22 protein-coding genes and 1 riboswitch are annotated in these 23,987 nt (G+C 64.5%); of the genes, 9 read left to right on the forward strand and 13 right to left on the reverse strand.

The window, feature by feature from the left end:
• The first annotated feature begins 26 nt into the window (after positions 1 to 26).
• Positions 27 to 1,376, forward strand: a complete 1,350-nt coding sequence (locus AC4QBL_RS14500) for a M23 family metallopeptidase (RefSeq protein WP_472900705.1) — start codon at positions 27 to 29, stop codon at positions 1,374 to 1,376.
• A gap of 79 nt (positions 1,377 to 1,455) precedes the next feature.
• On the opposite strand, the gene erpA is transcribed toward AC4QBL_RS14500, so the two are convergent.
• The 5 genes from erpA to rplM all read right to left on the reverse strand — a co-directional run bounded on the left by erpA (position 1,456) and on the right by rplM (position 4,009).
• A complete protein-coding gene (gene erpA / locus AC4QBL_RS14505; RefSeq protein ID WP_304840170.1) occupies positions 1,456 to 1,821 on the reverse strand; it encodes an iron-sulfur cluster insertion protein ErpA in 366 nt (121 codons plus the stop codon).
• A gap of 115 nt (positions 1,822 to 1,936) precedes the next feature.
• Positions 1,937 to 2,335 carry a bactofilin family protein gene (locus tag AC4QBL_RS14510; RefSeq protein ID WP_472900704.1) on the reverse strand — a complete coding sequence of 133 codons (399 nt, stop codon included), beginning with the start codon at positions 2,333 to 2,335 and terminating at the stop codon, positions 1,937 to 1,939.
• Between the two features lie 25 nt (positions 2,336 to 2,360).
• Positions 2,361 to 3,035, reverse strand: a complete 675-nt coding sequence (locus tag AC4QBL_RS14515; protein WP_472900703.1) for a DUF6776 family protein — start codon at positions 3,033 to 3,035, stop codon at positions 2,361 to 2,363.
• Positions 3,036 to 3,172: 137 nt separating this feature from the next.
• Positions 3,173 to 3,565 (reverse strand): 30S ribosomal protein S9, encoded by a 393-nt coding sequence (gene rpsI / locus AC4QBL_RS14520; protein ID WP_304832514.1) that lies wholly within the window; start codon positions 3,563 to 3,565, stop codon positions 3,173 to 3,175.
• A 12-nt stretch (positions 3,566 to 3,577) separates the two neighbouring features.
• Positions 3,578 to 4,009, reverse strand: coding sequence for a 50S ribosomal protein L13 (gene rplM, locus AC4QBL_RS14525; RefSeq protein WP_056267763.1), 432 nt, complete (start codon positions 4,007 to 4,009; stop codon positions 3,578 to 3,580).
• A 230-nt stretch (positions 4,010 to 4,239) separates the two neighbouring features.
• On the opposite strand from rplM, the gene AC4QBL_RS14530 reads away from it, so the two are divergent.
• The 6 genes from AC4QBL_RS14530 to paaE all read left to right on the forward strand — a co-directional run bounded on the left by AC4QBL_RS14530 (position 4,240) and on the right by paaE (position 9,286).
• Positions 4,240 to 5,154 (forward strand): 23S rRNA (adenine(2030)-N(6))-methyltransferase RlmJ, encoded by a 915-nt coding sequence (locus AC4QBL_RS14530; protein ID WP_472900702.1) that lies wholly within the window; start codon positions 4,240 to 4,242, stop codon positions 5,152 to 5,154.
• Positions 5,155 to 5,360: 206 nt separating this feature from the next.
• Positions 5,361 to 6,299 carry a 1,2-phenylacetyl-CoA epoxidase subunit PaaA gene (gene paaA / locus AC4QBL_RS14535; RefSeq protein WP_472900759.1) on the forward strand — a complete coding sequence of 313 codons (939 nt, stop codon included), beginning with the start codon at positions 5,361 to 5,363 and terminating at the stop codon, positions 6,297 to 6,299.
• Entirely contained in the window at positions 6,296 to 6,598 is a 303-nt protein-coding gene (paaB, locus tag AC4QBL_RS14540) for a 1,2-phenylacetyl-CoA epoxidase subunit PaaB (protein WP_304840182.1), read from the forward strand. Before paaA ends, paaB begins: the two co-directional genes overlap by 4 nt.
• Entirely contained in the window at positions 6,598 to 7,530 is a 933-nt protein-coding gene (paaC, locus tag AC4QBL_RS14545) for a 1,2-phenylacetyl-CoA epoxidase subunit PaaC (RefSeq protein WP_472900701.1), read from the forward strand. The genes paaB and paaC overlap by 1 nt, the downstream gene beginning before the upstream one ends.
• A 5-nt stretch (positions 7,531 to 7,535) precedes the next feature.
• Positions 7,536 to 8,054 (forward strand): 1,2-phenylacetyl-CoA epoxidase subunit PaaD, encoded by a 519-nt coding sequence (gene paaD / locus AC4QBL_RS14550; protein ID WP_472900700.1) that lies wholly within the window; start codon positions 7,536 to 7,538, stop codon positions 8,052 to 8,054.
• 122 nt (positions 8,055 to 8,176) lie between these two features.
• Entirely contained in the window at positions 8,177 to 9,286 is a 1,110-nt protein-coding gene (gene paaE, locus AC4QBL_RS14555) for a 1,2-phenylacetyl-CoA epoxidase subunit PaaE (protein WP_472900699.1), read from the forward strand.
• A 66-nt stretch (positions 9,287 to 9,352) separates the two neighbouring features.
• Here the strand turns inward: paaE and AC4QBL_RS14560 are convergent, their stop codons facing one another.
• The 5 genes from AC4QBL_RS14560 to ahcY all read right to left on the reverse strand — a co-directional run bounded on the left by AC4QBL_RS14560 (position 9,353) and on the right by ahcY (position 14,529).
• Complete coding sequence (locus AC4QBL_RS14560) at positions 9,353 to 10,630, reverse strand: O-acetylhomoserine aminocarboxypropyltransferase/cysteine synthase family protein (RefSeq protein WP_472907419.1); 1,278 nt, start codon at positions 10,628 to 10,630, stop codon at positions 9,353 to 9,355.
• A 38-nt stretch (positions 10,631 to 10,668) separates the two neighbouring features.
• Complete coding sequence (locus AC4QBL_RS14565) at positions 10,669 to 11,031, reverse strand: septal ring lytic transglycosylase RlpA family protein (RefSeq protein WP_472907420.1); 363 nt, start codon at positions 11,029 to 11,031, stop codon at positions 10,669 to 10,671.
• 290 nt (positions 11,032 to 11,321) lie between these two features.
• The gene (gene metF, locus AC4QBL_RS14570) at positions 11,322 to 12,152 is read right to left on the reverse strand and encodes a methylenetetrahydrofolate reductase [NAD(P)H] (protein WP_472900696.1); all 831 of its coding nucleotides are present in this window, start codon (positions 12,150 to 12,152) and stop codon (positions 11,322 to 11,324) included.
• 44 nt (positions 12,153 to 12,196) lie between these two features.
• The gene (locus AC4QBL_RS14575) at positions 12,197 to 12,958 is read right to left on the reverse strand and encodes a TlyA family RNA methyltransferase (protein ID WP_472900695.1); all 762 of its coding nucleotides are present in this window, start codon (positions 12,956 to 12,958) and stop codon (positions 12,197 to 12,199) included.
• A 137-nt stretch (positions 12,959 to 13,095) separates the two neighbouring features.
• Positions 13,096 to 14,529 (reverse strand): adenosylhomocysteinase, encoded by a 1,434-nt coding sequence (gene ahcY / locus AC4QBL_RS14580; RefSeq protein WP_472900694.1) that lies wholly within the window; start codon positions 14,527 to 14,529, stop codon positions 13,096 to 13,098.
• A gap of 74 nt (positions 14,530 to 14,603) precedes the next feature.
• Positions 14,604 to 14,691, reverse strand: a riboswitch (S-adenosyl-L-homocysteine riboswitch).
• Between the two features lie 54 nt (positions 14,692 to 14,745).
• On the opposite strand from ahcY, the gene AC4QBL_RS14585 reads away from it, so the two are divergent.
• Positions 14,746 to 15,555 (forward strand): HAD-IIB family hydrolase, encoded by an 810-nt coding sequence (locus tag AC4QBL_RS14585; protein WP_472900693.1) that lies wholly within the window; start codon positions 14,746 to 14,748, stop codon positions 15,553 to 15,555.
• 42 nt (positions 15,556 to 15,597) lie between these two features.
• On the opposite strand, the gene AC4QBL_RS14590 is transcribed toward AC4QBL_RS14585, so the two are convergent.
• Positions 15,598 to 16,695, reverse strand: a complete 1,098-nt coding sequence (locus AC4QBL_RS14590) for a YeeE/YedE family protein (RefSeq protein ID WP_472900692.1) — start codon at positions 16,693 to 16,695, stop codon at positions 15,598 to 15,600.
• Positions 16,696 to 16,841: 146 nt separating this feature from the next.
• On the opposite strand from AC4QBL_RS14590, the gene AC4QBL_RS14595 reads away from it, so the two are divergent.
• On the forward strand, positions 16,842 to 17,228 hold the full coding sequence (locus tag AC4QBL_RS14595) for a hypothetical protein (RefSeq protein WP_472900691.1): 387 nt from the start codon (positions 16,842 to 16,844) through the stop codon (positions 17,226 to 17,228).
• A gap of 24 nt (positions 17,229 to 17,252) precedes the next feature.
• Here the strand turns inward: AC4QBL_RS14595 and AC4QBL_RS14600 are convergent, their stop codons facing one another.
• Both AC4QBL_RS14600 and AC4QBL_RS14605 read right to left on the reverse strand, forming a co-directional pair.
• Complete coding sequence (locus AC4QBL_RS14600; protein ID WP_472900690.1) at positions 17,253 to 17,591, reverse strand: hypothetical protein; 339 nt, start codon at positions 17,589 to 17,591, stop codon at positions 17,253 to 17,255.
• A 46-nt stretch (positions 17,592 to 17,637) separates the two neighbouring features.
• Positions 17,638 to 23,892, reverse strand: a complete 6,255-nt coding sequence (locus tag AC4QBL_RS14605; RefSeq protein WP_472907421.1) for an excinuclease ABC subunit UvrA — start codon at positions 23,890 to 23,892, stop codon at positions 17,638 to 17,640.
• Positions 23,893 to 23,987 lie beyond the last annotated feature (95 nt).

Below are 23,987 nucleotides of genomic sequence, written 5' to 3' on the forward strand. Positions count from 1 at the left end.
GGCGGTCTGCCTGCCGGAACCGTATTTTGACCAATTCGCTACTCAACACGCTGGCCAGTCTCGTTCAAGCCACAAGCACAAGCATCGCAAATCACCCCCGTCGCGTCATGGGCGCCATTGGTGTGCTGCTGCTGGGCACCGGGGTCACCGCTTTTGGCATCGCCCCGCTCGCGCCCGACGCATCCAAACTCCCGGTCAGTCAAGTCATTGAGTCCCTGGCGCTGGAACCCCTGGCGGTGGACACTTTTGCCGCAGCCGTGCCGCTCACGCTGTTTCGCAGCGACACCATTCGCCGCGACGATACCGCCCAAAGCCTGCTGCAGCGCATGGGCGTCGGCGATGCAACCGCCCAACAGTTTCTGCGCTCAGACCCAGTCGCCAAACAGCTTTTTTCGGGCCGCACGGGCAAGCTGGTCAGCGTGGAAACCACCGACCGTGGCGAATTGCTGCGACTGACCGCACGCTGGCTGCCCGATGACAGCCGTCAATTCAACCGGCTGGTGATCGAAAAACAGGACACTGGGCTCGGTTCGCGCCTCGAAACGGGTGAACTCACGGCATCGGCCCGACTGGCCAGCGGCACCATTCGCAGTTCGTTGTTCGCTGCCACCGATGCGGTCAACCTGCCCGACAGCGTAGCGGTCCAGCTCGCCGAAATCTTCGCTTCTGATATCGACTTCCGACGCGACCTGCGCCAGGGCGACCGTTTCAGCGTGGTCTACGAAACCTTGGAAGCCGACGGCGAAGCCATGCGGGCTGGCCAGGTGCTGAGCGCGGAATTCATCAACAACGGCCGCGAACACGAGGCCGTCTGGTTTGATGGCGAGGGCAAGAAAGGCGCCTATTACGGGTTTGACGGACAAAGCTCCCGCAAGTCCTACCTCACGTCTCCACTGGAGTTCTCGCGGGTTAGCAGCGGCTACGGCATGCGTTTTCACCCCATTTCAGGTCAGCGAAAGGCGCACCTTGGCGTTGACTATGCAGCCCCCACTGGCACCCCGGTGCGCACCATTGGTGACGGCGTGGTGACCTTTGCTGGCTGGCAGCGCGGCTACGGCAACACCATCCAGATCCAGCACAAAGAGGACAAAAGCACGCTGTACGCACACCTGAGCCGCATAGATGTGACCCGTGGGCAGCGTGTTGAGCAAGGGGACCGCGTGGGCGCAGTGGGCTCCACCGGTGCGTCCACCGGTCCACACCTGCACTTTGAATTCCGAACCAACAACGTGCCGCAAGACCCACTGGAAGTCGCACGGCAGAGCGAAAACATTCCCATCAACCCCGCCTTGCGCGCCCGCTTCGAAGCGGTAGCGCAACTGCAGCGCCTGCAGCTGGACGCAGCCGCCACCTTGCAGCAGGCCAGTGCACAGTAACAATCCGCCAAGCTGACGTCACGCCGACCTCAAACGAAAAAAGGGAGCCAGTGGCTCCCTTTTTTGCTTGGTACGAAGCTTAAACGCTGAAGCTGGAGCCACAACCGCAGGTGCTGTTGGCATTGGGGTTCTTGATGACGAACTGCGCGCCTTCCAAGTCTTCCTTGTAGTCGATCTCGGCACCCACCAGATACTGGTAGCTCATGGCATCGATCAGCAAGGACACACCATTTTTGGACATGATGGTGTCGTCTTCGTTGATCACTTCGTCAAAAGTGAAACCGTACTGAAAACCCGAGCAGCCGCCACCTTGCACGAACACGCGCAACTTCAGGTCCGGGTTGCCTTCTTCAGCCACCAGATCGGCCACCTTGGCCGCTGCACTGTCTGTAAAGACCAGCGGAGCAGGCATTTCAGTCTGGATGTTCTCGGCCATTGCGCTCATGGATCACCTCGTATCGTGGTTGCAGCGGGTGTGACCGCCACAGAAAAATAGGCGCTGCGGGTGACCGTCACCCACAACAGTATTCAATGCTATAGCAAAACGGTCGGAATTGTGCTCAGCCGTTATTTGCCGCCAATTTCAGTGTGGGTTTGTCTTCAACGCCACCGGTCATCGGCTTGAGCTGGCCAGAGATGGTGGCACCTTGGTGCATTTCCAGCGCCTTGTAAGACACGTCACCCTCAATCCGCGCCTTGGGCTGCAGCTCCAGCAGGTCAAAGGCAAACACCGGCCCCTTCACCGCGCCGTTGATGATGACGTGGTCCGCGTGAATTTGCCCGGTCACACTGGCAGACTCGCTGACCACCAAAATGCTGGGCTGTTCGTCGCTGGCCCGAATATTCCCCACCACTTCGCCATCGACCCGCAGGCCGTCGTGAAAGACCACGTTGCCATCAATGCGGGTGCCTTGGGCAATCAGGCTTTTGATCGGTGGCTGTTTTTTCTTGCCAAACATGGTGGGTCTCCAGACAGATGGGAATTTATAGCTTAACGGTTTGCACCGACTTGACGGCACCGCCTTGCAGGATTTTGGCCGTCACGACTTTCACCACCGCCAACGGGGGCACCGAAACGATACCCTCTTGCCGGAGGTAACTCTTGATCAAGACCGCCTGAGGCGCAGCCGCCTGGGCCATGGACCAAGGCTGGCCTTCCAGTGTTCCGCTGAACGTGATCTCCAGCGAGCCTTTGAATTCTGGCGCATTTTTGGCTGCCTGGATCATCAGGGCCTGCCACTTGATCTGCCCTTCAGACAGCCGCTCCACCTGCAAACCCCGAATGCTCAGCGCATCGCTGCCCGTGCCAGGGATCAGGCGCTCGAAGAAACCGAGGTCGCTTCGCAACATCTGGTTGTCGAGTTCCAGTTGGCGAATCTGCTGGGCCAACTGCTCCTGCACCGCTTTTTCTGCGGTCAGCAGGCTCTCGGATGTGTTGGACACCGATTGGGCTTTGGCCAGGTCGCTGCGCAGCTGCTGCACCTCGGCGCGCAGTTGCACCAGCTCCTGTTTGGCATTGCGGTCCAGGCCGGCAATGTCCTTGCCGACCTCAAAGGCCCAGAGCGCCAGCGCACCCGAAAACCCGAGCACCACAGCGCCCAACAACCAGCGAAACGGCCACGGCAACGCGCTGCGCACCGCCATGCGGGGCGCACTCACAGTCAGTCTTCTTCGCAACAAGCGCAAACGCATTCAGGCCACCTTTCAAAGTGCAAGCAAACGCAACAAGGCCCCAGAATGCAAAAACCGCCCCAAGACGAGCTTGAAGGCGGTTTTCGCGGCAGAAGCCCGGCGTATTAACGCTTGCTGAACTGCTTGGCGCGGCGCGCAGAGCGCAGACCGACCTTTTTACGTTCAACTTCACGGGCATCGCGCGTCACGAAACCGGCTTGCGACAGGCTCGGCTTGAGCGTGGCGTCGTAGTCGATCAGGGCGCGGGTGATACCGTGGCGCACAGCGCCGGCTTGGCCAGATTCACCACCGCCATGCACGTTCACCATCACGTCGAAGGTATCGGCGTGGTTGGTCAACAGCAGGGGTTGCTTGGCGATCATGATCGAGGTTTCACGGCCGAAATAGGACTGGATGTCCTTGCCGTTCACAACGATCTGGCCGGAGCCTTTTTTCAGAAACACGCGGGCGACGCTGGATTTGCGACGGCCGGTGCCATTGTTCCATTCACCAATCATCTCAAGGCTCCTTTAGAGTTCCAGCACTTGCGGCTGTTGGGCGGTGTGCGGATGCTCTGCACCACCGTACACCTTGAGCTTCTTGATCATGGCGTAGCCGAGCGGGCCTTTAGGCAGCATGCCCTTGACAGCCTTTTCGAGTGCGCGGCCAGGGTGCTTGGCTTGCATGTCGCGGAAGTTGGTGCCGTAAATACCGCCGGGGTAACCCGAGTGGCGGTAGTACACCTTGTCCAGGGCTTTGTTGCCCGTGACGCGGATCTTGGCTGCGTTGATGATGACGATGAAGTCACCGGTATCGACGTGAGGCGTATAAATGGCCTTGTGTTTGCCGCGCAAACGGAGAGCAACTTCACTGGCTACTCGTCCGAGGACCTTGTCGGTCGCGTCAATCACAAACCACTCGTGCGTCACGTCAGCGGGTTTTGCGCTGAACGTTTTGGTCATGAGTTTCTCTATTCAAGAAGTGGTTTGGCGGCTCTTTTCCACGGTCGGTTTTTCTCTGATGGAAAACTCTTAGGTGGGTTTGCCAGCCTCTGGTTACCCAGGCGCTGGTCTTCGTCGCGGAGCCATGCGTATCGCTGCGAAGCCTTCCATTGTACGAATAAAAGTGTCTGTGCGGCAAGTTTCGTGCGACGCGCTTGTGGCGAACGTGGCCAAAGCGCTACCATCAGCGCATGTTCAGTTACCGACACGCCTTCCACGCAGGCAACCACGCCGATGTGCTCAAGCACACCATTTTGATCGCCACCCTGCGCCATTTGATGCAAAAAGAGGCGGGCATCACCCTGATCGACACCCACGCGGGTGCCGGGTTGTACCGGCTCGATGGTGACTACACCGAAACCGGCGGGGAAGCCAAAGATGGTGTGGTGAAGCTGTTTGCGGCGCTGCGCCCGGCGGGCAAACCACCGGCCACGGCGGCACCCGCGCTGGCCGAGTACATGGACCTCATCGCCAGCTTCAACCCGTCTGGCGGCCTGCGGGTGTACCCGGGTTCGCCCTTTGTTATGCACCACCTGCTGCGTGCCGAGTCGCGCGACCGGCTCAAGCTGTTTGAACTGCACCCCACGGACAGCAAGGTGCTGGCGGCCAACATCGCACAGCTCGAAGCGGGCCGGCAGATTGCCGTGGCGCGCGAAGACGGCTTTGAAGGCATCAAGGCGTTTTTGCCGCCGCCGCCATCGGCCACCGGCTCCAAGCGCGCCGCGCTGCTGATGGACCCGAGCTACGAGGTGAAGACCGACTACGGCCGCGTCAGTGCCTGCATCCAGGAGCAGCTCAAGCGGTTCCCCACCGGCACTTACATGGTGTGGTACCCGATCATTCCCCGGCCGGAAGCGCACGACCTGCCGCGCCGGCTCAAAACCCTGTCAAACCAATCGAAGCGGCCGTGGCTGAACGCCACCCTGGCGATTGGCCAGGACCCGACGCACGGCCCCGAAGACCGCCCCGGCCTGACCGCCAGCGGCATGTTTGTGATCAATCCGCCGCACACGCTCAAGGCGGTGCTGCAAGCAGCACTGCCGCAAATGCTCGCGGTGCTGGGCCGTGGCCGCGGCCAGGGCCAGACGGTGGACTCGGGCGGCTGAGCCGCCACCCCCCGGTAAAACCCTAGTACAGCACCCCACAATTAACCGACCGATCGGTCGGTTAATTGACTATACTGCGGCTCACGCGCCCCCTCTCGGCGCAGGAGCTGCCCATGTACACGCAATCTTTCAACGTGCCGGACGATGCCGGCGAAGCCAAATCCGCAAGCCTGAAGGCTGTGCCAGCCCCGCTGGGCGAAGCCGAAATGGCATTGCAAGCGCACTTTGACGCGGTGGTGGACGCCGACGGCAAGATCGAGCCGCGCGACTGGATGCCAGACGGTTACCGCAAGACGCTGGTGCGCCAGATCAGCCAGCACGCCCACAGCGAAATCGTGGGCATGCTGCCCGAAGGCAATTGGATCAGCCGCGCGCCGAGCCTGAAACGCAAGGCGATCCTGATCGCCAAGGTGCAGGACGAAGGCGGCCACGGCCTGTACCTTTACAGCGCCGCCGAGACCCTGGGCACCAGCCGCGACCAGATGCTCGACGGCCTGCACAGCGGCAAAGCCAAATACAGCTCCATCTTCAACTACCCGACGCTGAACTGGGCCGACGTGGGCGTGATCGGCTGGCTGGTGGACGGCGCGGCGATCATGAACCAGATCCCGCTCTGCCGCTGCTCGTACGGCCCGTACGCCCGCGCCATGATCCGCGTCTGCAAGGAAGAAAGCTTCCACCAGCGCCAGGGCTACGAGGCCTTGCTGGTGATGATGCAGGGCACGGCCGAGCAAAAGGCCATGGTGCAGGACGCGGTGAACCGCTATTGGTGGAAATGCCTGGCCATGTTCGGTCCGCCCGACGCCGACAGCCCCAACAGCACGCAAGGCATGCGCTGGGGCATCAAACGCATCAGCAACGACGACCTGCGCCAGAAGTTTGTGGACGCCACCGTGCCGCAGGCCGAGGTGCTGGGCGTGACGCTGCCCGACCCGGACCTGAAGTGGAACGAAGCCCGCGGCCACCACGACTACGGCCAGATCGACTGGGACGAGTTTTGGGCCGTGGTGAACGGCAACGGACCCTGCAACAAAGAACGCCTGGCCACCCGTGTGAAAGCCCACGAGCAAGGCGCCTGGGTGCGCGAAGCCGCCATGGCCCACGCCGCCAAACAACAAGCCCGCAACCTGAAGGAGGCCGCATGAGCACCCCCGCATCCGCTTTGAAAGAATGGCCCCTTTGGGAAGTGTTTGTGCGCAGCAAGCAAGGCCTGGAGCACAAGCACTGCGGCAGTCTGCACGCCAGCGACGCGCAGCACGCACTGCAGATGGCGCGCGACGTGTACACCCGCCGACAGGAAGGCGTGAGCATCTGGGTGCTGCCTTCAAACGCCATCACGGCCAGCGAGCCCGACAGCAAAGACAGCTTCTTTGACCCGGCGGCCGACAAGATCTACCGCCACCCCACGTTTTACGAGATTCCCGAAAAAGTGGGGCACATGTGATGAAGTCCGCCGAACCGAGCGCCGCGCAGGGCCGCCCCAAGCCAGCGAGCGTCCCCTCGGGGGGCAGCGCACCACACGAAGTGGGAAGCGTAGGGGCTCCCATCGATTACCTGCTGCACCTGGCCGACAACGCCTTGGTGCTGGGCCAGCGCAACGCCGAGTGGTGTGGCCATGGCCCCATCCTCGAAGAAGACCTGGCCCTGGCCAACAACAGCCTGGACCTGATGGGTCAGGCGCGGCTGCTGTACCAGCACGCGGCCAGCCTCATCAACGCCGACCCGGCCGAGACCCAGCGCTTCGCGCACCTGCAGGGCGCGCGCCAGAATGGTTTGGTCACGGAAGACACACTGGCCTATTTCCGGGACACCGCCGAGTTTCGTAACCACACGCTGATGGAGCTGCCGCACCACGGCCCACTGGTGGGCTACGCGGTGAGCGAACGCGACTACGCGGTGACCATTGCACGCAACTTCCTCGTCAGCGCCCTCATGGCGCTGGTGTGGGACGCGCTGCAGGCGTCCAAAGACACGCATCTGGCCGCCATCGCCACCAAGTCGCTCAAAGAAGTGCGCTACCACCTGCGCCACAGCAGCGACTGGCTGGTGCGTTTGGGCGACGGCACCGACGAATCCAGCCACCGCGCACAAGCGGCGGTGGACCACCTGCTGCCCTACTGCGAAGCGTTTTGGCAGCCATCGCCCGCCGAGCAGGCTGCCGCGGCCGATGGCAGCGGTGTGGACCTGCGCGCGCTGCGTGAGCCGTGGAATGCACTGGTCAACGAAACGCTGCTGGAAGCCACGTTGAGCCGACACGATCAGCCGCATGCGGGCTACGTGACGCAGGGCCATGTGGGTGTGCATTCGGAGCATTTGGGCTTCTTGCTCGCCGAGATGCAGAGCCTGGCGCGCGCACACCCGAACGCGGTTTGGTGAGCACCATGAGCGTGGCCACCGACGCTTCGCTGCAGGCCATCGCCCAGGCGCTGGCCCACTTGTCTGACCCCGAAATCCCCGTCGTCTCGCTGACGGAGCTGGGCATTCTGCGCGAAGTGCGGGAGGGCGCAGACGGTACGCCCGAGGTGGTGATCACCCCCACTTACAGCGGCTGCCCGGCCATGGGCCAGATCGAGGACGACATCGTGGCGGCCTTGCACGAGGCCGGCCTGCCCGGCCGCGTGATCACGCAACTCGCCCCCGCCTGGACCACCGACTGGATGAGCGACGTGGCGCGCGAGAAGCTGCGCGCCTATGGCATAGCGCCACCACGCTGCACGCAAGCCGCCCCCAGCGGGGTGATGCGCTTCAGCCGCCAGGCCGTGACGGCCGAAGCCATTGCCTGCCCGCAATGCGGCTCGCACAACACCACCGAAACATCGCCCTTCGGCTCGACCGCATGCAAGTCGCTCTACAAGTGCCTCGACTGCCTCGAACCGTTCGACTATTTCAAACCTTTTTAGACAGACCCACCCCCGCGCCGGGCTTTGCCCTTCACCCCTAAGGGGGCAACGTCTGCGGCCCGGCAAAGCCGGTTCCGCGACCTTCTGGGTTTAACCATCTCCGCTGCCACAGGACCCATGCCATGACCGCCACAGCCCCCCGCTTCCACGACCTCAACATCTCCCGCGTCAGCCCCGAAGCCGCGGGTGCGGTGGCGATCTCGTTCGCCATTCCCGAGCCGCTGCGCGAGGCCTTTGCGTTCGAGCCGGGCCAGTTCCTCACCGTGCGCGCCACCATCAACGGACAGGACGTGCGGCGCAGCTACTCCATCAGCAGCCCGCGCAGCCTGCTCACACAGCAAGGCGAGCTCACGCTGGGTATCCGACCGGTCGAAGGCGGGGTGTTTTCCAACTGGGCTGCGGCCGAACTGAAGGCCGGCGACACGCTGCGTGTGATGCCGCCTGAAGGCCGTTTCACCATCCACAAGCCGCGCGCCTTGCACCGTGTGGGCTTTGCGGCGGGGTCGGGCATCACGCCGATTTTGTCCATCATGGCCAGCACGCTGGAGGAATCGCCCGACGCGAAGTTCACCCTGGTCTACGGCAACCGCCGCATGGCCAGCGTGATGTTCAACGAAGCCTTGCAGGACCTGAAGGACCGCTACCCGGGTCGCCTCACGCTGATCCATGTGCTCTCGCGCCAGGCGCAGGAAGTGCCGCTGCTGGAAGGCCGCATCGACGGCGACAAGGTGCGCGAGATCATCAGCACGCTGCTGCCTGTGGGCAGCATGGACGAGGTGTTCATCTGCGGCCCCGAGGCCATGATTGAAGCCACCGAGAAAGCCCTGCTCGACGCCGGTGTGCGCCCAGACCGCGTGCACACCGAGCGCTTCACATCGCCCACCTTGGAAGCCTTGCCCGTCGAACAGCGCCAGAGCGCGGTGCTGGGCCACCCGGCGGTGCGCACCGACGGCGAAGTCGCGCTGACCGTGGTGCTCGACGGCAAGCCGCACCAGCTGCGCATGGGCAAGGACGAGCGCGTGCTCGACGTGGCGCTCAACGCGGGCCTGGACCTGCCCTGGTCGTGCCGGGGTGGCGTGTGCTGCACCTGCCGCGCCAAGGTGATGGAAGGCGCCGTGACCATGGACAAAAACTTCACCCTGGAGCCCTGGGAAACCGACAAAGGCTTTGTGCTGAGCTGCCAGGCTCGGCCGACCACCAACAAACTGGTGGTCAGCTACGACGAGCGCTGAACCGGCCACGTTGCCCCAACAAAAAACCCGCCTTGGCGGGTTTTTTGTTGTCAGGAAACCAACGCTTTAGACCGCGGCCAGGGCCTGCTCCAGATCGGCCATCAGGTCGTCGATGTGCTCGATGCCGATCGACAAGCGGACCATGTCGGGGCTCACGCCGGCCTTCTTCATCTCGTCGGGGTTGAGCTGGCGGTGCGTGGTCGTAGCCGGGTGGCAGGCCAGCGACTTGGCATCGCCAATGTTGACCAGGCGGGTGAAGAGTTGCAGCGCGTCCTGAAAGCGGGTACCGGCGGCAATCGCATCGGACGACTTGAGACCGAAACTGATGATGCCGGAGGCACGGCCGCCCATGTACTGCTGCACCAGCGCGTGGTCCTTGTGGCCGGGCAGGCCGGCGTAGTTGACCCAGGCCACCTTGGGGTGGTTTTGCAGATGGGTGGCAATCTTCACGGCGTTGTCGCAAATGCGGTCCATGCGCAGCGCCAATGTTTCAATGCCTTGCAGGATCTGGAACGCGTTCATGGGCGAGAGCGCAGCGCCCATGTTGCGTAGCGGCACCACGCGCGCACGGCCAATGTAGGCGGCGGCGCCCAGCGCCTCGGTGTAGACCACGCCGTGGTAGCTCACATCGGGTTCGTTCAGGCGTTTGAAGCGGGTCTTGTGTTCAGCCCACGGGAACTTACCGCTGTCGACGATGGCGCCGCCGATGGTGGTGCCGTGGCCGCCGAGGTATTTGGTGAGCGAGTGCACCACGATGTCGGCGCCATGTTCGAACGGGCGGCACAGGTAGGGGCTGGTCACCGTGTTGTCCACGATCAGCGGCACACCCGCGGCGTGCGCCACTTTGGCCAGCGCGCCGATGTCGGTCACGTTGCCCAGCGGGTTGCCGATGGACTCGCAATAGATGGCCTTGGTGCGCTCGTCGATCAGCGCGGCAAACGCGGCTGGGTCGCGCGGGTCGGCAAAGCGCACCGTGATGCCCTGCTGCGGGAAGGTGTGTGCGAACAGGTTGTAGGTGCCGCCATAGAGCGTGGAGGCCGAGACGATGTTGTCACCACTCTCGGCGATGGTCTGGATCGCCGCCGTGATGGCCGCCATGCCCGAGGCCATGGCCAGTGCACCGATGCCGCCTTCGAGGGCCGCTAGGCGCGCTTCGAGCACGCCGTTGGTGGGGTTCATGATGCGGCTGTAGATGTTGCCCGCCACTTTCAGGTCGAACAAATCGGCGCCGTGCTGCGTGTCGTCAAACGCGTAAGCCACGGTCTGGTAAATCGGCACCGCCACCGCCTTGGTGGTGGGGTCCGGGGTGTAACCGCCGTGCACGGCGATGGTTTCGAGTTTCATGGGTGTCTCCTGCGAGGTTGGATGCCAACGGGGCGCGCTCATTCTCGCAGCAAGTGCACCTCGGTCACCCCGCGTTCGCGCACGCCCAGTGCGGTGGCTGCGGCGTGGCTCAGGTCGATGATGCGCTGGTGGGCGTAAGGCCCCCGGTCGTTGATACGCACCACCACCTCTTTGCCCGTGTGCACGCTGCGCACCCGCAAGCGGGTACCAAACGGCAAGGTTTTGTGCGCAGCGGTCAGCGCATGCATGTCAAAGCGCTCGCCGTTGGCGGTGCGCCGGCCATGAAAACGCTTGCCGTACCAGGACGCGCGGCCCTTGGCAAACACGGTGCCAGCATCAGTGGCCGGGCTGCGTGGTGCAACGGTTTCTGCCGCAGTTGCGGCCTCGGGCTCAACGGCCACTGAGCCGGCAGGATCAACGTCTACCGATGATGGAGCGGGCTTGGGTACTCGGGCTTGCGCTGCAGGTCTGCTGGACGGCGTGACAGGCACCGCAGCCAGTGGCACTGGCGCAAGAGCCGCTTCACCAGACGGTCTGGGCAGTGGGCTGCTGCAAGCAGCCAAGCCGAGCGCCAGCACTGCCAGCAAGGGCCGGCAGACAAGCGCCCAGTGCCGGCGCGCTGGTGCGTTTAAGGGTTCAAAGTGAAGGGGCATGGCGTTTCCTCTCTGATGTTTTTGGCCAGCCCGACAAGTTACCCCAGTTGCAGCCTTTTGATGATTTCCAGCGTGGTCGCGCTCTGGTTCATGGTGTAGAAGTGCAGCGCGGGCACACCACCGTTGCGCAGTTGGTCACACAGGTCGGTCACCACGTCCAGGCCAAAGGCCTTGATGGACGCGGTGTCGTCACCAAAGGCTTGCAGGCGCAAACGGATCCAGCGCGGGATTTCGGCGCCGCTGGCGTCCGAAAAGCGCATCAGCTGGGTGGAGCTGGTGATGGGCATGATGCCCGGCACCACCGGCACATCGGCGCCGAGCTTGTAGGCGTCGTCCACAAAGCGGAAGTAGGCGTCGCTGTTGTAGAAATATTGGGTGATGGCCGAGTCGGCACCGGCCCGCACTTTGGTGGCGTAGGCCTGCAGGTCGGCATCGGGCGACTTGGCTTGTGGGTGCACCTCGGGGTAGGCGGCCACTTCAATGTGAAAGTCGCTGCCGGTCTCCGTCCGGATGAACGCCACCAGATCGCTCGCGTAGTGAAACTCGCCGCCCATGCCGTAGCCACTGGGCAGGTCACCGCGCAGCGCCACCAGGCGCTTCACGCCCATGGCCTTGAGCGTGGCGAGCTGTTCCAGCACGCTGGCTTTGGTGGCACCAATGCACGAAAAATGCGAAGCTGCCGCCACGCCTTCGGCCTGAATGGCGCGCACCGTGTCAAACGTGCCTTGCTGCGTGGAGCCGCCCGCGCCGTAGGTGACCGAGCAAAACTCAGGCTTCACCGTGTAGAGCTGCTCGCGCACCAGGCGCAGTTTTTCGGCGCCTTCAGGCGTCTTGGGCGGAAAGAATTCAAAACTCAGGGGTAGGCCCATGTCGGGTCCTCCTTCAAAAACAGGCGTGTTCGCCGTCGCGTGCATCAATCTGCGGCGCGGGCAAACACAAAAAACTCGCGGTTCCCGTCACCGCCGGTGATCGGGCTTTCAAAGTAATCCAGCAGCGTCAGTGCGTGGTCGCGGCAGGCTTGTTCCAGGCGCTCGCGCACCACGGCGTAGCTGGCGGGGTCTTTCACCAGACCACCTTTGCCAATCTGGGCGGGCTGCAGTTCAAACTGCGGCTTCACCAGCATCAGCAGGCGGCCGCCGGGCTTGAGCAGGGGCACGATGGCGGGCCACACCAGCGTCTGCGAAATGAACGACAGGTCGCCCACGATCAGGTCAAACGCAGCCTCGCCGCCACCCGCCGCAGCCACAGCCTCGGCATCCAGTTCGCGCGCATTGCATTTTTCAATGCACACCACGCGGGCGTCCGCACGCAGCCTGGGGTGCAACTGGCCATGGCCCACGTCCACACCCACAACCTGGGCGGCCCCGCGGTGCAGCAAGCAGTCGGTAAAGCCACCGCTGCTCTGGCCCACGTCCAGGCAGCGCATGCCCGACACCGGCATAGCCACCTGGCTCAGGGCGCCGTCCAGCTTCAGCCCGCCCCGCGATACAAAGCGCGATTCGGCGCCGTCCAGCAGCTCCAGCTCCACCGTTTCGCGCAGCTCGTCGCCGTTTTTGGCAACGACTTTCCAGTCGCCGCCCGACACACGCCAACGCACGCCCGACGCAATGAGCCGCTGGGACTGAGAACGTGAAGCGGCCAGGCCGCGTTCAACGAGAAGCTGGTCAGCACGCATGAAGAACCGCAATCAAAACGAAAACCAATGCCAGTCTGGCGCGAAAAAGAGCGGCCCGCAGGCCGCTCAAACCCAGTGTGCCGCAGAGCTGGCTCGTCCCCTGAGGGGGGATACCGCAGCCGGCGCCGGGTGAACCATCAATACCGGTAGGTATTGGCCTTGTAAGGGCCCTGCTTGGGCACGCCGATGTAAGCGGCTTGCTCGTCGCTCAGCTCGGTCAACTGGGCGCCCACCTTCTTCAGGTGCAGGCGCGCCACTTTTTCGTCCAGGTGCTTGGGCAGCGTGTAGACCTTGCCCACGTCGTAACCGTCGGCATGGCAAAACAGCTCGATCTGCGCAATGGTCTGGTTGGCAAAGCTGGATGACATGACGAAGCTGGGATGGCCGGTGGCGCAGCCCAGGTTCACCAGGCGGCCTTTGGCCAGCAGAATGATTTTTTTGCCGTCCGGGAACACCACGTGGTCCACCTGGGGCTTGATCTCGTCCCAGGTCAGCTTCTCCAGCGAAGCCACGTCGATCTCGTTGTCAAAGTGACCGATGTTGCAAACGATGGCCTGGTCTTTCATGGCCGCCATGTGCTCGTAGCGGATCACGTTCTTGTTGCCGGTGGCGGACACGAAAATGTCGCACTTGTCGGCGGCGTATTCCATGGTCACCACTTTGTAGCCTTCCATCGCGGCCTGCAGGGCGTTGATGGGGTCGATCTCGGTCACCCACACCTGAGCGCTCAAGGCGCGCAGGGCCTGGGCCGAGCCTTTGCCCACGTCGCCGTAGCCGGCCACCACGGCCACCTTGCCGGCGATCATCACGTCGGTGGCGCGCTTGATCGAATCGACCAGCGACTCGCGGCAACCGTACAGGTTGTCGAACTTGCTCTTGGTCACCGAGTCGTTCACGTTGATGGCGCGGAACATGAGCGAGCCCTTGGCCGACATCTCGTTCAGGCGCAGCACGCCGGTGGTGGTTTCTTCGGTCACGCCAATGATCTGGACGCTCTTGCGGCTGTACCAGGTGGCGTCTTCGGCCAGCTTCGCCTTGATGGCGGCGTACAGGCAGGTTTCTTCTTCGCTGGTGGGGTTCTCCAGCAACGATGCGTCTTTTTCAGCGCGCTTGCCCAGGTGCATGAGCAAGGTCGCGTCGCCGCCGTCGTCCAGGATCATGTTGGGGCCTTCGCCTTCGGTGCCGGCGGCGCCAAAGTCAAAGATGCGGTGGGTGTAGTCCCAGTAGTCGGCCAGGGTTTCGCCCTTGATGGCGAACACCGGCGTACCGGCGGCGGCGATGGCCGCGGCGGCGTGGTCTTGCGTCGAGAAGATGTTGCAGGAAGCCCAGCGCACTTGCGCACCCAGCGCCTGCAGGGTCTCGATCAGCACGGCCGTTTGAATGGTCATGTGCAGCGAACCGGTGATGCGTGCGCCCTTCAGGGGCTGCTTGGCCGCGAACTCTTCGCGGATGGCCATCAGGCCGGGCATTTCGGTTTCGGCAATTTTGATTTCTTTGCGGCCCCAGTCGGCCAGGCCAATGTCGGCAATGACGCAGTCAGCGTTGAGGGCGGAAGGAATGCGTGCGTTCATGGTTCGCTCCAATACAGGTTGAATGAACCACCTTGGGCGCGAAACGCGGGCAAAAAAAAGCCCATCGCACCAGAGGTGGATGAGCGTCGTTGCATTTATTTCCGAGCCTCACGCCCCGCGCTGGCCGGTGGCCAGGGGTGCGCTGCAACGCTCCTCGGATCCCGCAATTCTAGCGCAGTCCGGCTTTTTGCGTGTGTGCGAAACTGGCGCGCTTTCATGCCCCAGTTTGCCCATTCCCCCCTTTCCAGCTGGCCCCAAGCAGCCCGCGCGCGCATTGCCGGCGTGCTGACCGACATTGACGACACGTTGACCACCGAAGGGGCCATCACGCCTGACGCGCTGGACGCCCTGCACCGGCTGCGGGCCGCAGGGCTGCCGGTGTTTGCCATCACCGGGCGCCCCTCGGGGTGGAGCGAAGCGTTTGCCCTGGCCTGGCCGGTGAACGCCATCGTGGCGGAAAACGGCGCAGTGGCGCTGTGGAGGGGCCCCACCGGGCAACTGCAGCGCGGTTACTTGCAAGACGCCACCACGCGCCGCGCCAACTTCCAGCGGCTGCAAACCGTGGCCGCACACATTCTGAGCGAGCTGCCCCACGCCCGCCTGGCACAAGACAGCGCGGGCCGAGAAACCGACATCGCCATTGACCACAGCGAACACCACCACCTACCCGCAGCAGATATTCAGCGGGTGGTCCAGCTGATGCAAAACCAGGGCCTCAACGCCACGGTGAGTTCCATCCACATCAACGGCTGGATAGGCGGACATGACAAACTGGAAGGCGCCCGCTGGGTCGTGCGCCAACAGCTCGGGCGCGACCTCGACGCGGAACTGGACCAGTGGGTGTACGTGGGCGATTCCACCAACGACGCCCGCATGTTTGGCCGTTTTCCCCACAGCGTGGGCGTGGCCAATGTGGCACGTTTCTGGCACCAGCTGCCACACCAGCCCCGCTATGTGACGGCGGGCGAGCGCGGCGCCGGCTTTACGGAGGTGGTGAACGCCGTGCTGGCCTCGCGCGCGGGCTGAACAGCACTGAGAACCGGCCAGCGGGCGCCAAACACACCGGCGTCAAGGCGCCTGCTGCGCCACCGCCGCACCGCTGGGCGCCTCGACCTTGTGGTGCGGGCGGTCAAATACCCGGTCGGCCAGGCCGCCACCCACCCACATGCCCAGCAAGGTCAGCCACGCCGTCACGGCAAAAATGGCGCCTCCCGTCATACCGGCGCCCACGGCGCAGCCGCCGGCCAGCATCGACCCAAAGCCCATCAGCACCGCGCCGATGATGTACCGCGGCATGGTGTAGCCGCCGCCAAAGCCTTCCAGCTTCCAGTCGCCGCCCACCAGCGCACCCACCAGCGAGCCCAGAAACACCCCGGGCATGAGCCCCAGACCAAAGGTCCATGGCTCGCCGGGCTCGCTCAGCACCCGCATCAGCCATTCGGCTGAAGGGCCGCTGAAGGTGAGGCCCTGAATCTGCACCGGCTCAAACGAGTTCGCCATCACCTGGTAGGTGCCGGCCCAGGCCAGCGCCACCATCAGCCCGGTGCCGATGCCGCCCGCCCATTTCCAGAAGCCCCAGCCGCTGTGGTGCGCAAAAAACAGCGCCGTGATCAACCACACCGCAGCAAACACCAGCCCATCCCAAGGGCCTGCACCCACCAGCGCCAACACGCTGCGCGCCGGGCCACCGTCCACCACCCACCAGCTGGCCATGGCCTCGCGCAGCGGCGCCAGCACCCCACCCAGCGAAGCCTGGGCCACCACCGCAAAGATCAGCCCCGACAGCAGGGCACGCAGGTTGCCGTTGGCCGACAGCACCAGCAAGCGGCTGGCGCAACCCCGCGTCATGACCATGCCCACACCAAAAATCAGCCCGCCCAGCAAAGCGCCCGACAAGCTGCCCTGGGCCGACAGCTGGCGCGCCGTGCTCACGTCCAGCCCGCCCGACACCACCAGCAGCTGCACGCCCACCACCGCCGTGGCAAAGGCCAGCAACCACACCGCCAGCTTGTCACCAAACTTGCCGTGCCAAAACTCAATGACCGCCGCACGCAGGCAAAACCGCGAGCGCTGGGCAAAAAAGCCGAAGCCCAGCCCCACCAGCACGCCGCAAAGCGCCAGCACCTTGGGTTCGCCCCGGCTCTCAATCCAGCCTGTCCAGTCCATTGCGACTCCAATTATTTGTATATGCGTATTTTTGGATGTTACGCCGAGGCCCATCCGCCGGGTTGATCTTTAGCAAACTCTGTGCAACGTTTTCAACGGGTTAAGCTCATACAACAGCGTTTTCTGAAACCCGAAAGGACCCTTCAATGGCCATTCCCTGGCTGCTGGCTCTCAAAGTCATACCCTGGGGCGACGTGATTGAGCACGCGCCCAAGGTGCTCAACGCCGCACGCAAGCTGATGGACCGCCAGCGCACCGAACCCGCGCCCGCCGTGTCCACAACCGCCACCGCCGACTGGATGGGCGAGGCCCAGCCGAGCCTGGGTGAACTCAAAAACCGGTTGATTGCGGCCCAGGTGCAGCTGGACCGGCAAGCCGAGACGCAAGAACAGCTCACCCAGACACTGGCCGAACTGGCCGAACAAAATGCGCGCCTGGTCAGCGCCGTGGAAGTGCTGCGCCTGCGCACCCGCATGCTGCTGTGGGGCGCAGCGGCGCTGGTGCTGGCCGTGGCGTGGCTGGCGTTGCGCTGAGCACCACCGCCGGGCCATCCGGCTTCAGCGCGCCCCTTGGTCAGGGCGCTGCGCGGTCAGCGAAGCGTCGCAACCCACACCGGCCGCGATCCAGCGCCGCGCCAGCCGGCGCAGCAGCGGTGCCGCCCAGCGCCAGCGCGGCCCCAGCACGCCCTCGGCATCGTTGATAGCGCCACAACGGTAAAGGCAATCGGCGTCTGCCCAACGCAGCGCGTCGCAAGCGCCCGTTCGCTTGCGCGAGATCACCTGACCCAGCGGGCAAGGCTCAGCCAGACAACACACCCCGCAACCGTTGCAGGGCGCGCCCAGCGCTGGCTGGTGCGGCGCGTCGGGGTGGATGTGAATGACTTGGTACGGGCTCAATGGCGCTCTCGATTGGGCTTCGACAGGCTCAGCCCGAACGGATGTTTCACACCCGCGCCAGCACTGGCCCCAGCACCCGGCCGGTGTGCGTGTCCAGCCGCACCACCTCGTCGGGAGGGGCTTCGGCCACCACACGGCCACCGCCACCACCGCCCTCGGGGCCCAGGTCGATGATCCAGTCGGCTTCGGCCATCACGTCCAGATCGTGTTCGATCACGATCACGCTGTGGCCGCCGTCCACTAGGCGGTGCAGCACACGAATGAGTTTTTCCACGTCGGCCATGTGCAGGCCCACCGTGGGCTCGTCCAGCACGTAGAGCGTGTGCGGCGCCTTCTGGCCGCGCCGTCCGATGTCGTCGCGCACCTTGCTGAGCTCGGTCACGAGCTTGATGCGCTGCGCCTCGCCGCCGCTGAGCGTGGGACTGGGCTGGCCCAGCGTAAGGTAGCCCAGGCCCACGTCTTTCAGCAGCTGCAGCGGGTGGCTGATGTTGGGCATGGCGGCGAAAAATTCGACCGCTTCGTCCACATCCATCTGCAGCACGTCGCCAATGCTCTTGCCCTTCCAGGTCACAGCCAGGGTCTCGGGGTTGAAGCGCGCACCGTGGCAGACCTCGCAGGGCACTTTCACGTCGGGCAAGAAGCTCATTTCGATGGTGCGCATGCCCTGCCCTTCGCAGCCGGGGCAGCGGCCTTCGCCGGTGTTGAAGCTGAAGCGGCCCGGGCCGTAGCCGCGCGCCTTGGCTTCCAGCGTGTCGGCAAACAGCTTGCGCACCGTGTCCCAGAAACCGATGTAGGTCGCGGGGCAGCTGCGCGGGGTTTTGCCGATGGGGGTTTGGTCGACTTCCAGCACGCGGTCCACCACCTCGGAGCCAATGAGCTTGTCGCAGCCGGTCCAGGTGGGGCGCTCGCCGGCGTCCCACTGCTGGCGGCCAGCGAAGGTGCTGCGCTGCGACACGGCTGCTGCCGCGTTGGTGAGCAGCACGTCGCGGGCAAAGGTGGACTTGCCGGAGCCGCTGACGCCGGTGACGACCACCAGGCGCTGCAGGGGCACGGCGACCGTGAGGTTTTGCAAGTTGTGCAGCTTGGCGCCACGCACTTCGAGCCAGTGGTTGTCGAGGGGGGTGGACGCAAGAGGTGTGGGCGTTGAAGTCGCTGAAATGGGGTCAGAGCCCGATTTCGAATTGCGTTTCGCGCTCCGTTGAGGGGACTGTCCTGAATCTGGATCTGACCCCTTTTCAGCTGTCGCCACCTCGCCAGCCGCAGTAGACACAAGCCGCCTTGGTTGCAGCGGGTGCTTCATGGCGTGCAGCAGGTAGCGCCCGGTGACGGACTCTTCGTTCGCCGACAGGTCGGCCACCGACCCCTGCGCCACCACCCGCCCACCGCGTTTGCCGGCGCTGGGGCCAATGTCGATGATGTGGTCGGCGCGGCGGATGGTGTCTTCGTCGTGCTCCACCACCACCAGGGTGTTGCCCATGTCGCCGAGCTTGTGCAGCGCGTTGAGCAAAATCGCGTTGTCGCGCGCGTGCAGGCCAATGGTGGGCTCGTCGAGCACGTAACACACGCCTTGCAAATTGCTGCCCAGCTGCGCCGCCAGGCGGATGCGCTGGGCCTCGCCACCGCTGAGCGTGGGTGCGCCGCGGTCGAGCGTGAGGTAGTTCAGGCCCACTTCTTCCAGGAAAGCCAGGCGGCTTTCAATCTCGGGCAGCAGATCGCGCGCGATGTCGGCTTCACGGCTCGTCAACACGTCCACTTTCAGCAAGCCCTGCACCCACGCGCGGACTTCGTTCACCGACAGGCGCGCCACATCGGTGATGCCCAGACCGGCCTGACCGGTCTTCGCATTGGCGCCGAACCGCACGGCGCGGGCCTGTGCGTTCAACCGCGTGCCCTCGCAGCTGGGACAAGGCTGGTCCACCAGGTCTTCCACCTCGGGCTCGGCAAAGCTCTGCTCGCGGCCGCGCTCTTTGTCGTCGCGCACCGAATCGTCCAGCGCTTTGCGCTGCTCGCGCGAGAGCGCCAGACCGGTGCCCACGCAGTCGGGGCACCAGCCGTGTTTGCTGTTGTAGGAAAACAGGCGCGGGTCCAGTTCAGGGTAGCTGGTGGCGCACACCGGGCAGGCGCGGGTGGTCGAAAACACCTCCAGCCGGCCCAGCCCCACGGTGGTGGTGCCGTCGGCCAGCGCCTGGGCCAGGCCATCGAGCGGGTGCAACACATGCACCTGCCCTTTGCCAATTTCCAGCGCCTTGGTCAGCTGCGTGCGCAGCCAGGCTTCGTCGGCGGGGTTCACCACGCCGTCGGCCACCGGCAGTTCAATGGTGTGCTCCTTGAAGCGGTCGATGCGCGGGAAACCGGTGGTGGGCAGAAACTCGCCGTCCACCCGCAGGTGGGTGTGGCCGCGCGGGCGAGCCCAGTCGGCCAGCTCGGTGTAAACGCCTTTGCGGTTGATCACCAGCGGCGCCAGCAGGCCAATGTGCTGGCCCTTGTAGCGCTGAAGAATGGCGGCGGCGATGCTGTCGGGGCTTTGCGGCATCACGGCTGCGCCGTCGTGCACGCAATGCTGGGTGCCCAGCTTCACATACAGCAGGCGCAGAAAGTGCCAAACCTCGGTGGTGGTGCCCACCGTGCTCTTGCGCCCGCCGCGCGAAAGCCGCTGCTCAATGGCCACCGTGGGCGGAATGCCATACACCGCGTCCACCTCGGGCCGGCCGGCCGGCTGCACGATGCTGCGCGCGTAGGCGTTGAGCGATTCAAGGTAACGCCGCTGGCCCTCGTTGAACAAAATGTCGAAGGCCAGCGTGGACTTGCCGGAACCGCTCACGCCCGAAATGACGTTGAACTGGCCGCGCGGAATGTCCACGCTCAGGTTTTTGAGGTTGTGCTCTTTGGCGTTGACGATGCGAATGGCGTTGCTGTGGCCCGCCTGGCGCTCCGCCGCCGCGTGCTGGCGCTGGGGCTGCTGCAGGTAATCGGTCAACCGACCTTCGTGCACCGCATGCACCTCGCCCATGGATGCCGCGTAGTCGCGCAGCGCCTTGGCCGTGTGGCTGGTGGGGTGCAGCCGCACTTCTTCCGGTGTGCCTTCGGTCACGATCAGGCCACCCGCCACGCCGCCTTCGGGGCCCAGGTCAACCAGCCAGTCGGCGGCGCGGATCACGTCCAGGTTGTGCTCGATCACGATCAGCGAATGCCCAGCGTCCAGCAGCTTGCGCAGGCTGCGCATGAGCTTGGCGATGTCGTCAAAGTGCAAGCCCGTGGTGGGTTCGTCAAACAGAAACAGCGTGCCCTTGCGCGACAACGGCTGGCGGCTGGCGCTGGCCGTTTTGGCGGCTTCGGCCAGAAAGCCCGCAAGCTTCAGGCGCTGGGCTTCACCGCCCGAGAGCGTGGGCACCGGCTGGCCGAGCTTCACGTATTCCAGGCCCACGTCCACGATGGGCTGCAGCGCACGAATGACTTCGCGGTCGCCGGCAAACAGCGCCGCCGCTTCGCTCACGGTGAGGTCGAGCACATCGGCCACGTTCAAATGCACGGTTCGGGCCGAGCCGGTATCTCCCGCTCGGGCTGAGCCTGTCGAAGCCCTTGCGAGCCCTTCGACAGGCTCAGGGCGAACGGGGGTGTGGGCGGGCCAGGTTCGCTCGATGCGCACCTCCAGCACCTCGGGCCGGTAGCGCTTGCCGTCGCAGTCCGGGCAGCGCAAGTACACGTCGCTCAAAAACTGCATTTCCACGTGCTCAAAGCCCGAGCCGCCGCAGGTGGGGCAGCGCCCGTCGCCGCTGTTGAAGCTGAACTTGCTGGCGGTGTAGCTGCGCTGGCGCGACAGCGGGGCGTCGGCAAACAGCGCGCGGATGGCGTCCCAGGCGCCCACATAGCTCACCGGGTTGGAGCGTGCGGTCTTGCCAATGGGCGACTGGTCCACAAACACCACCTCACTCAGGTGGTCGGCGCCCAGCAGGCGGTCGTGTGCGCCGGGTGCATCGGTGGACTTGCCGAAGTGCCGCAGCAGCGCGGGGGCCAACACGTCCTGGATCAGGCTGGACTTGCCCGAGCCCGACACACCGGTCACCACCACCAGGCGCTGCAACGGGAATTCAACCGACACGTTTTGCAGGTTGTGCTCGCGCGCGCCTTCCAAAATGAGCCGGTGCGTGCTGTCGGTCACCATGCGCTTGAAGCCCATGCCTACGGTTTTGCGCGCGCCCAGGTAGGCGCCGGTGAGCGTGTCGGCGCTGCGAATGGCTTCGGGCGTGCCGTCAAACACGATCTGGCCGCCGCGTTCGCCCGGGCCGGGGCCCATGTCGATCAGGCGGTCGGCGGCCAGCATCACGGCCGGGTCGTGCTCCACCACCACCAGCGTGTTGCCAGCGTCGCGCAGGCGCAGCATGGCCTCGTTGATGCGCGCCATGTCGCGCGGGTGCAGGCCAATGCTCGGCTCATCCAGCACAAACAGCGTGTTCACCAGCGAGGTGCCGAGCGCCGTGGTGAGGTTGATGCGCTGCACCTCGCCCCCGCTCAGCGTGCGGCTCTGGCGGTCCAACGTGAGGTAGCCAATACCGACCTCGCACAGGTAGCGGATGCGGGTGTTGATTTCTTCAAACAGCAGGCGCACCGCCTGCGCCTGGCCGGCACCGGCCAGGTCCGAGCCCGCCGGAACCAGCGTCTTGTCCAGTGCCGCAAAAAACACCCGCAGCTTGTCCAGCGGCAGCAGCATCAGGTCGTGCAGGCACAGGCCGGGCAAGGTTTCGAGCTGCGCGCGCGACCATTTCACGCCCTTGGGCAAATAGCGTTTTTCGGGCGGCAGCACCGCGTCGGCCTGGGCTTTGGTGCCGATGCGCCACAACAGGCTGTCCGTCTTCAAGCGTGCGCCGCCGCAGCTGGGGCATTCGGTGTAGCTGCGGTATTTGGACAAGAGCACGCGGATGTGCATCTTGTAGGCCTTGCTTTCCAGGTATTCAAAGAAACGGTCCACGCCAAACCAGTGCTGGTTCCATTTGCCGTTCCAGTTCGGCGAGCCCGTTTTCACCCAATGCTGCTGCTCGGGCGTGAGCTTGTTCCAGGGCGTGTCGCGCGGAATGCCCGCCGCTTCGGCGTGCCGCATCAGGTCGTCTTGCGCCTCTTTCCAGGCCGGTGTTTGAAACACCTTGATGGCGCCGCCACGCAGCGTGAGTTTGTCGTTGGGAATCACCAGGCCGTAGTCCACCCCGATGACGCGGCCAAAGCCCCGGCAGGCCTCACAGGCGCCCACGGCCGAGTTGAACGAAAACATCGACGGCGCGGGGTCGGTGTAGCGGATGTCGCTTTCGGGGCAATGCAGGCCGGTTGAAAACTTCCAAATGTGTTCAGCGCCCTCTTCCGGCAACACATAGACCATCAGCTTGCCGCTGCCCCGCTTGAGTCCTGCTTCGATGGCTTCCATCACGCGCGCGGGCTCGGCTGTGCCGATGCGGAAGCGGTCGGCCACCACGTCGAGCACCTTCACCATTTCGCTGGCGGCGGCGCCCTTGGCCGCTTTGGACTTGGTGGTTTTGGCGGTCTTCGCATCGGGTGCGGGTGCCGCACGCTGCACGGTGCGCTCGGCCTGCACGCGGGTGTAGCCGCTGGCGGAAAGCCATTGTTCGATTTCTTCGGGCGTGGTGCTGGCAGGCAATTCGACTGGAAACGTGACCACCAACCTTGGATCGGAACCATTTGCCCCCACGCTCCCCGCTGCGCGTGGTTCGCTGCCCCCCGAGAGGGCTGATTCACCTTGGGGCGGCCCGGCGGTGAATCCCACACAGCGCTTCTGCAGCTCGGCATAGATCGACTCCGGCGAATCGTGCCGCACTGGCAACGCGGTGTCGCGGTCAAAAAGATCGGCGCCGCGCGCGAACAAGAGCTTCAGGTGGTCGTTCAGCTCGGTCATCGTGCCAACAGTGGAACGCGAGCTGCGCACCGGGTTGGTCTGGTCGATGGCGATCGCGGGCGGCACGCCGTCCACCCGGTCCACGGCCGGCTTGTCCATGCGGTCGAGAAACTGGCGCGCGTAGGCGCTGAAGGTTTCCACGTAGCGGCGCTGGCCTTCGGCAAACAGCGTGTCAAACACCAGACTGGACTTGCCCGAGCCGCTGGGCCCGGTGACCACCGTGAGCTCGCCGGTGCGGATGTCGAGGTCGATGTTCTTCAGGTTGTGCTGGCGGGCGCCGCGGATGCGGATCAGCCCGGTGCCGCCTTCGGCAGAGCGGTTGCCATCGGCGTCGCCAGGCGCAACGGATGAAGACGGGGTGGCAGCGACTGAGGGATCGGCGGGCGGGAAAGCGTCGGACATGCAGAGGCTCCAGTGGGGGAGCCAAACATTCTACGGAGCCGCAGCCAACCCAGCGGCCCTGTACGTCATATCCACAATTTCACGACAAGGAGTCC

This window comes from Hydrogenophaga sp. L99, from assembly GCF_058731905.1.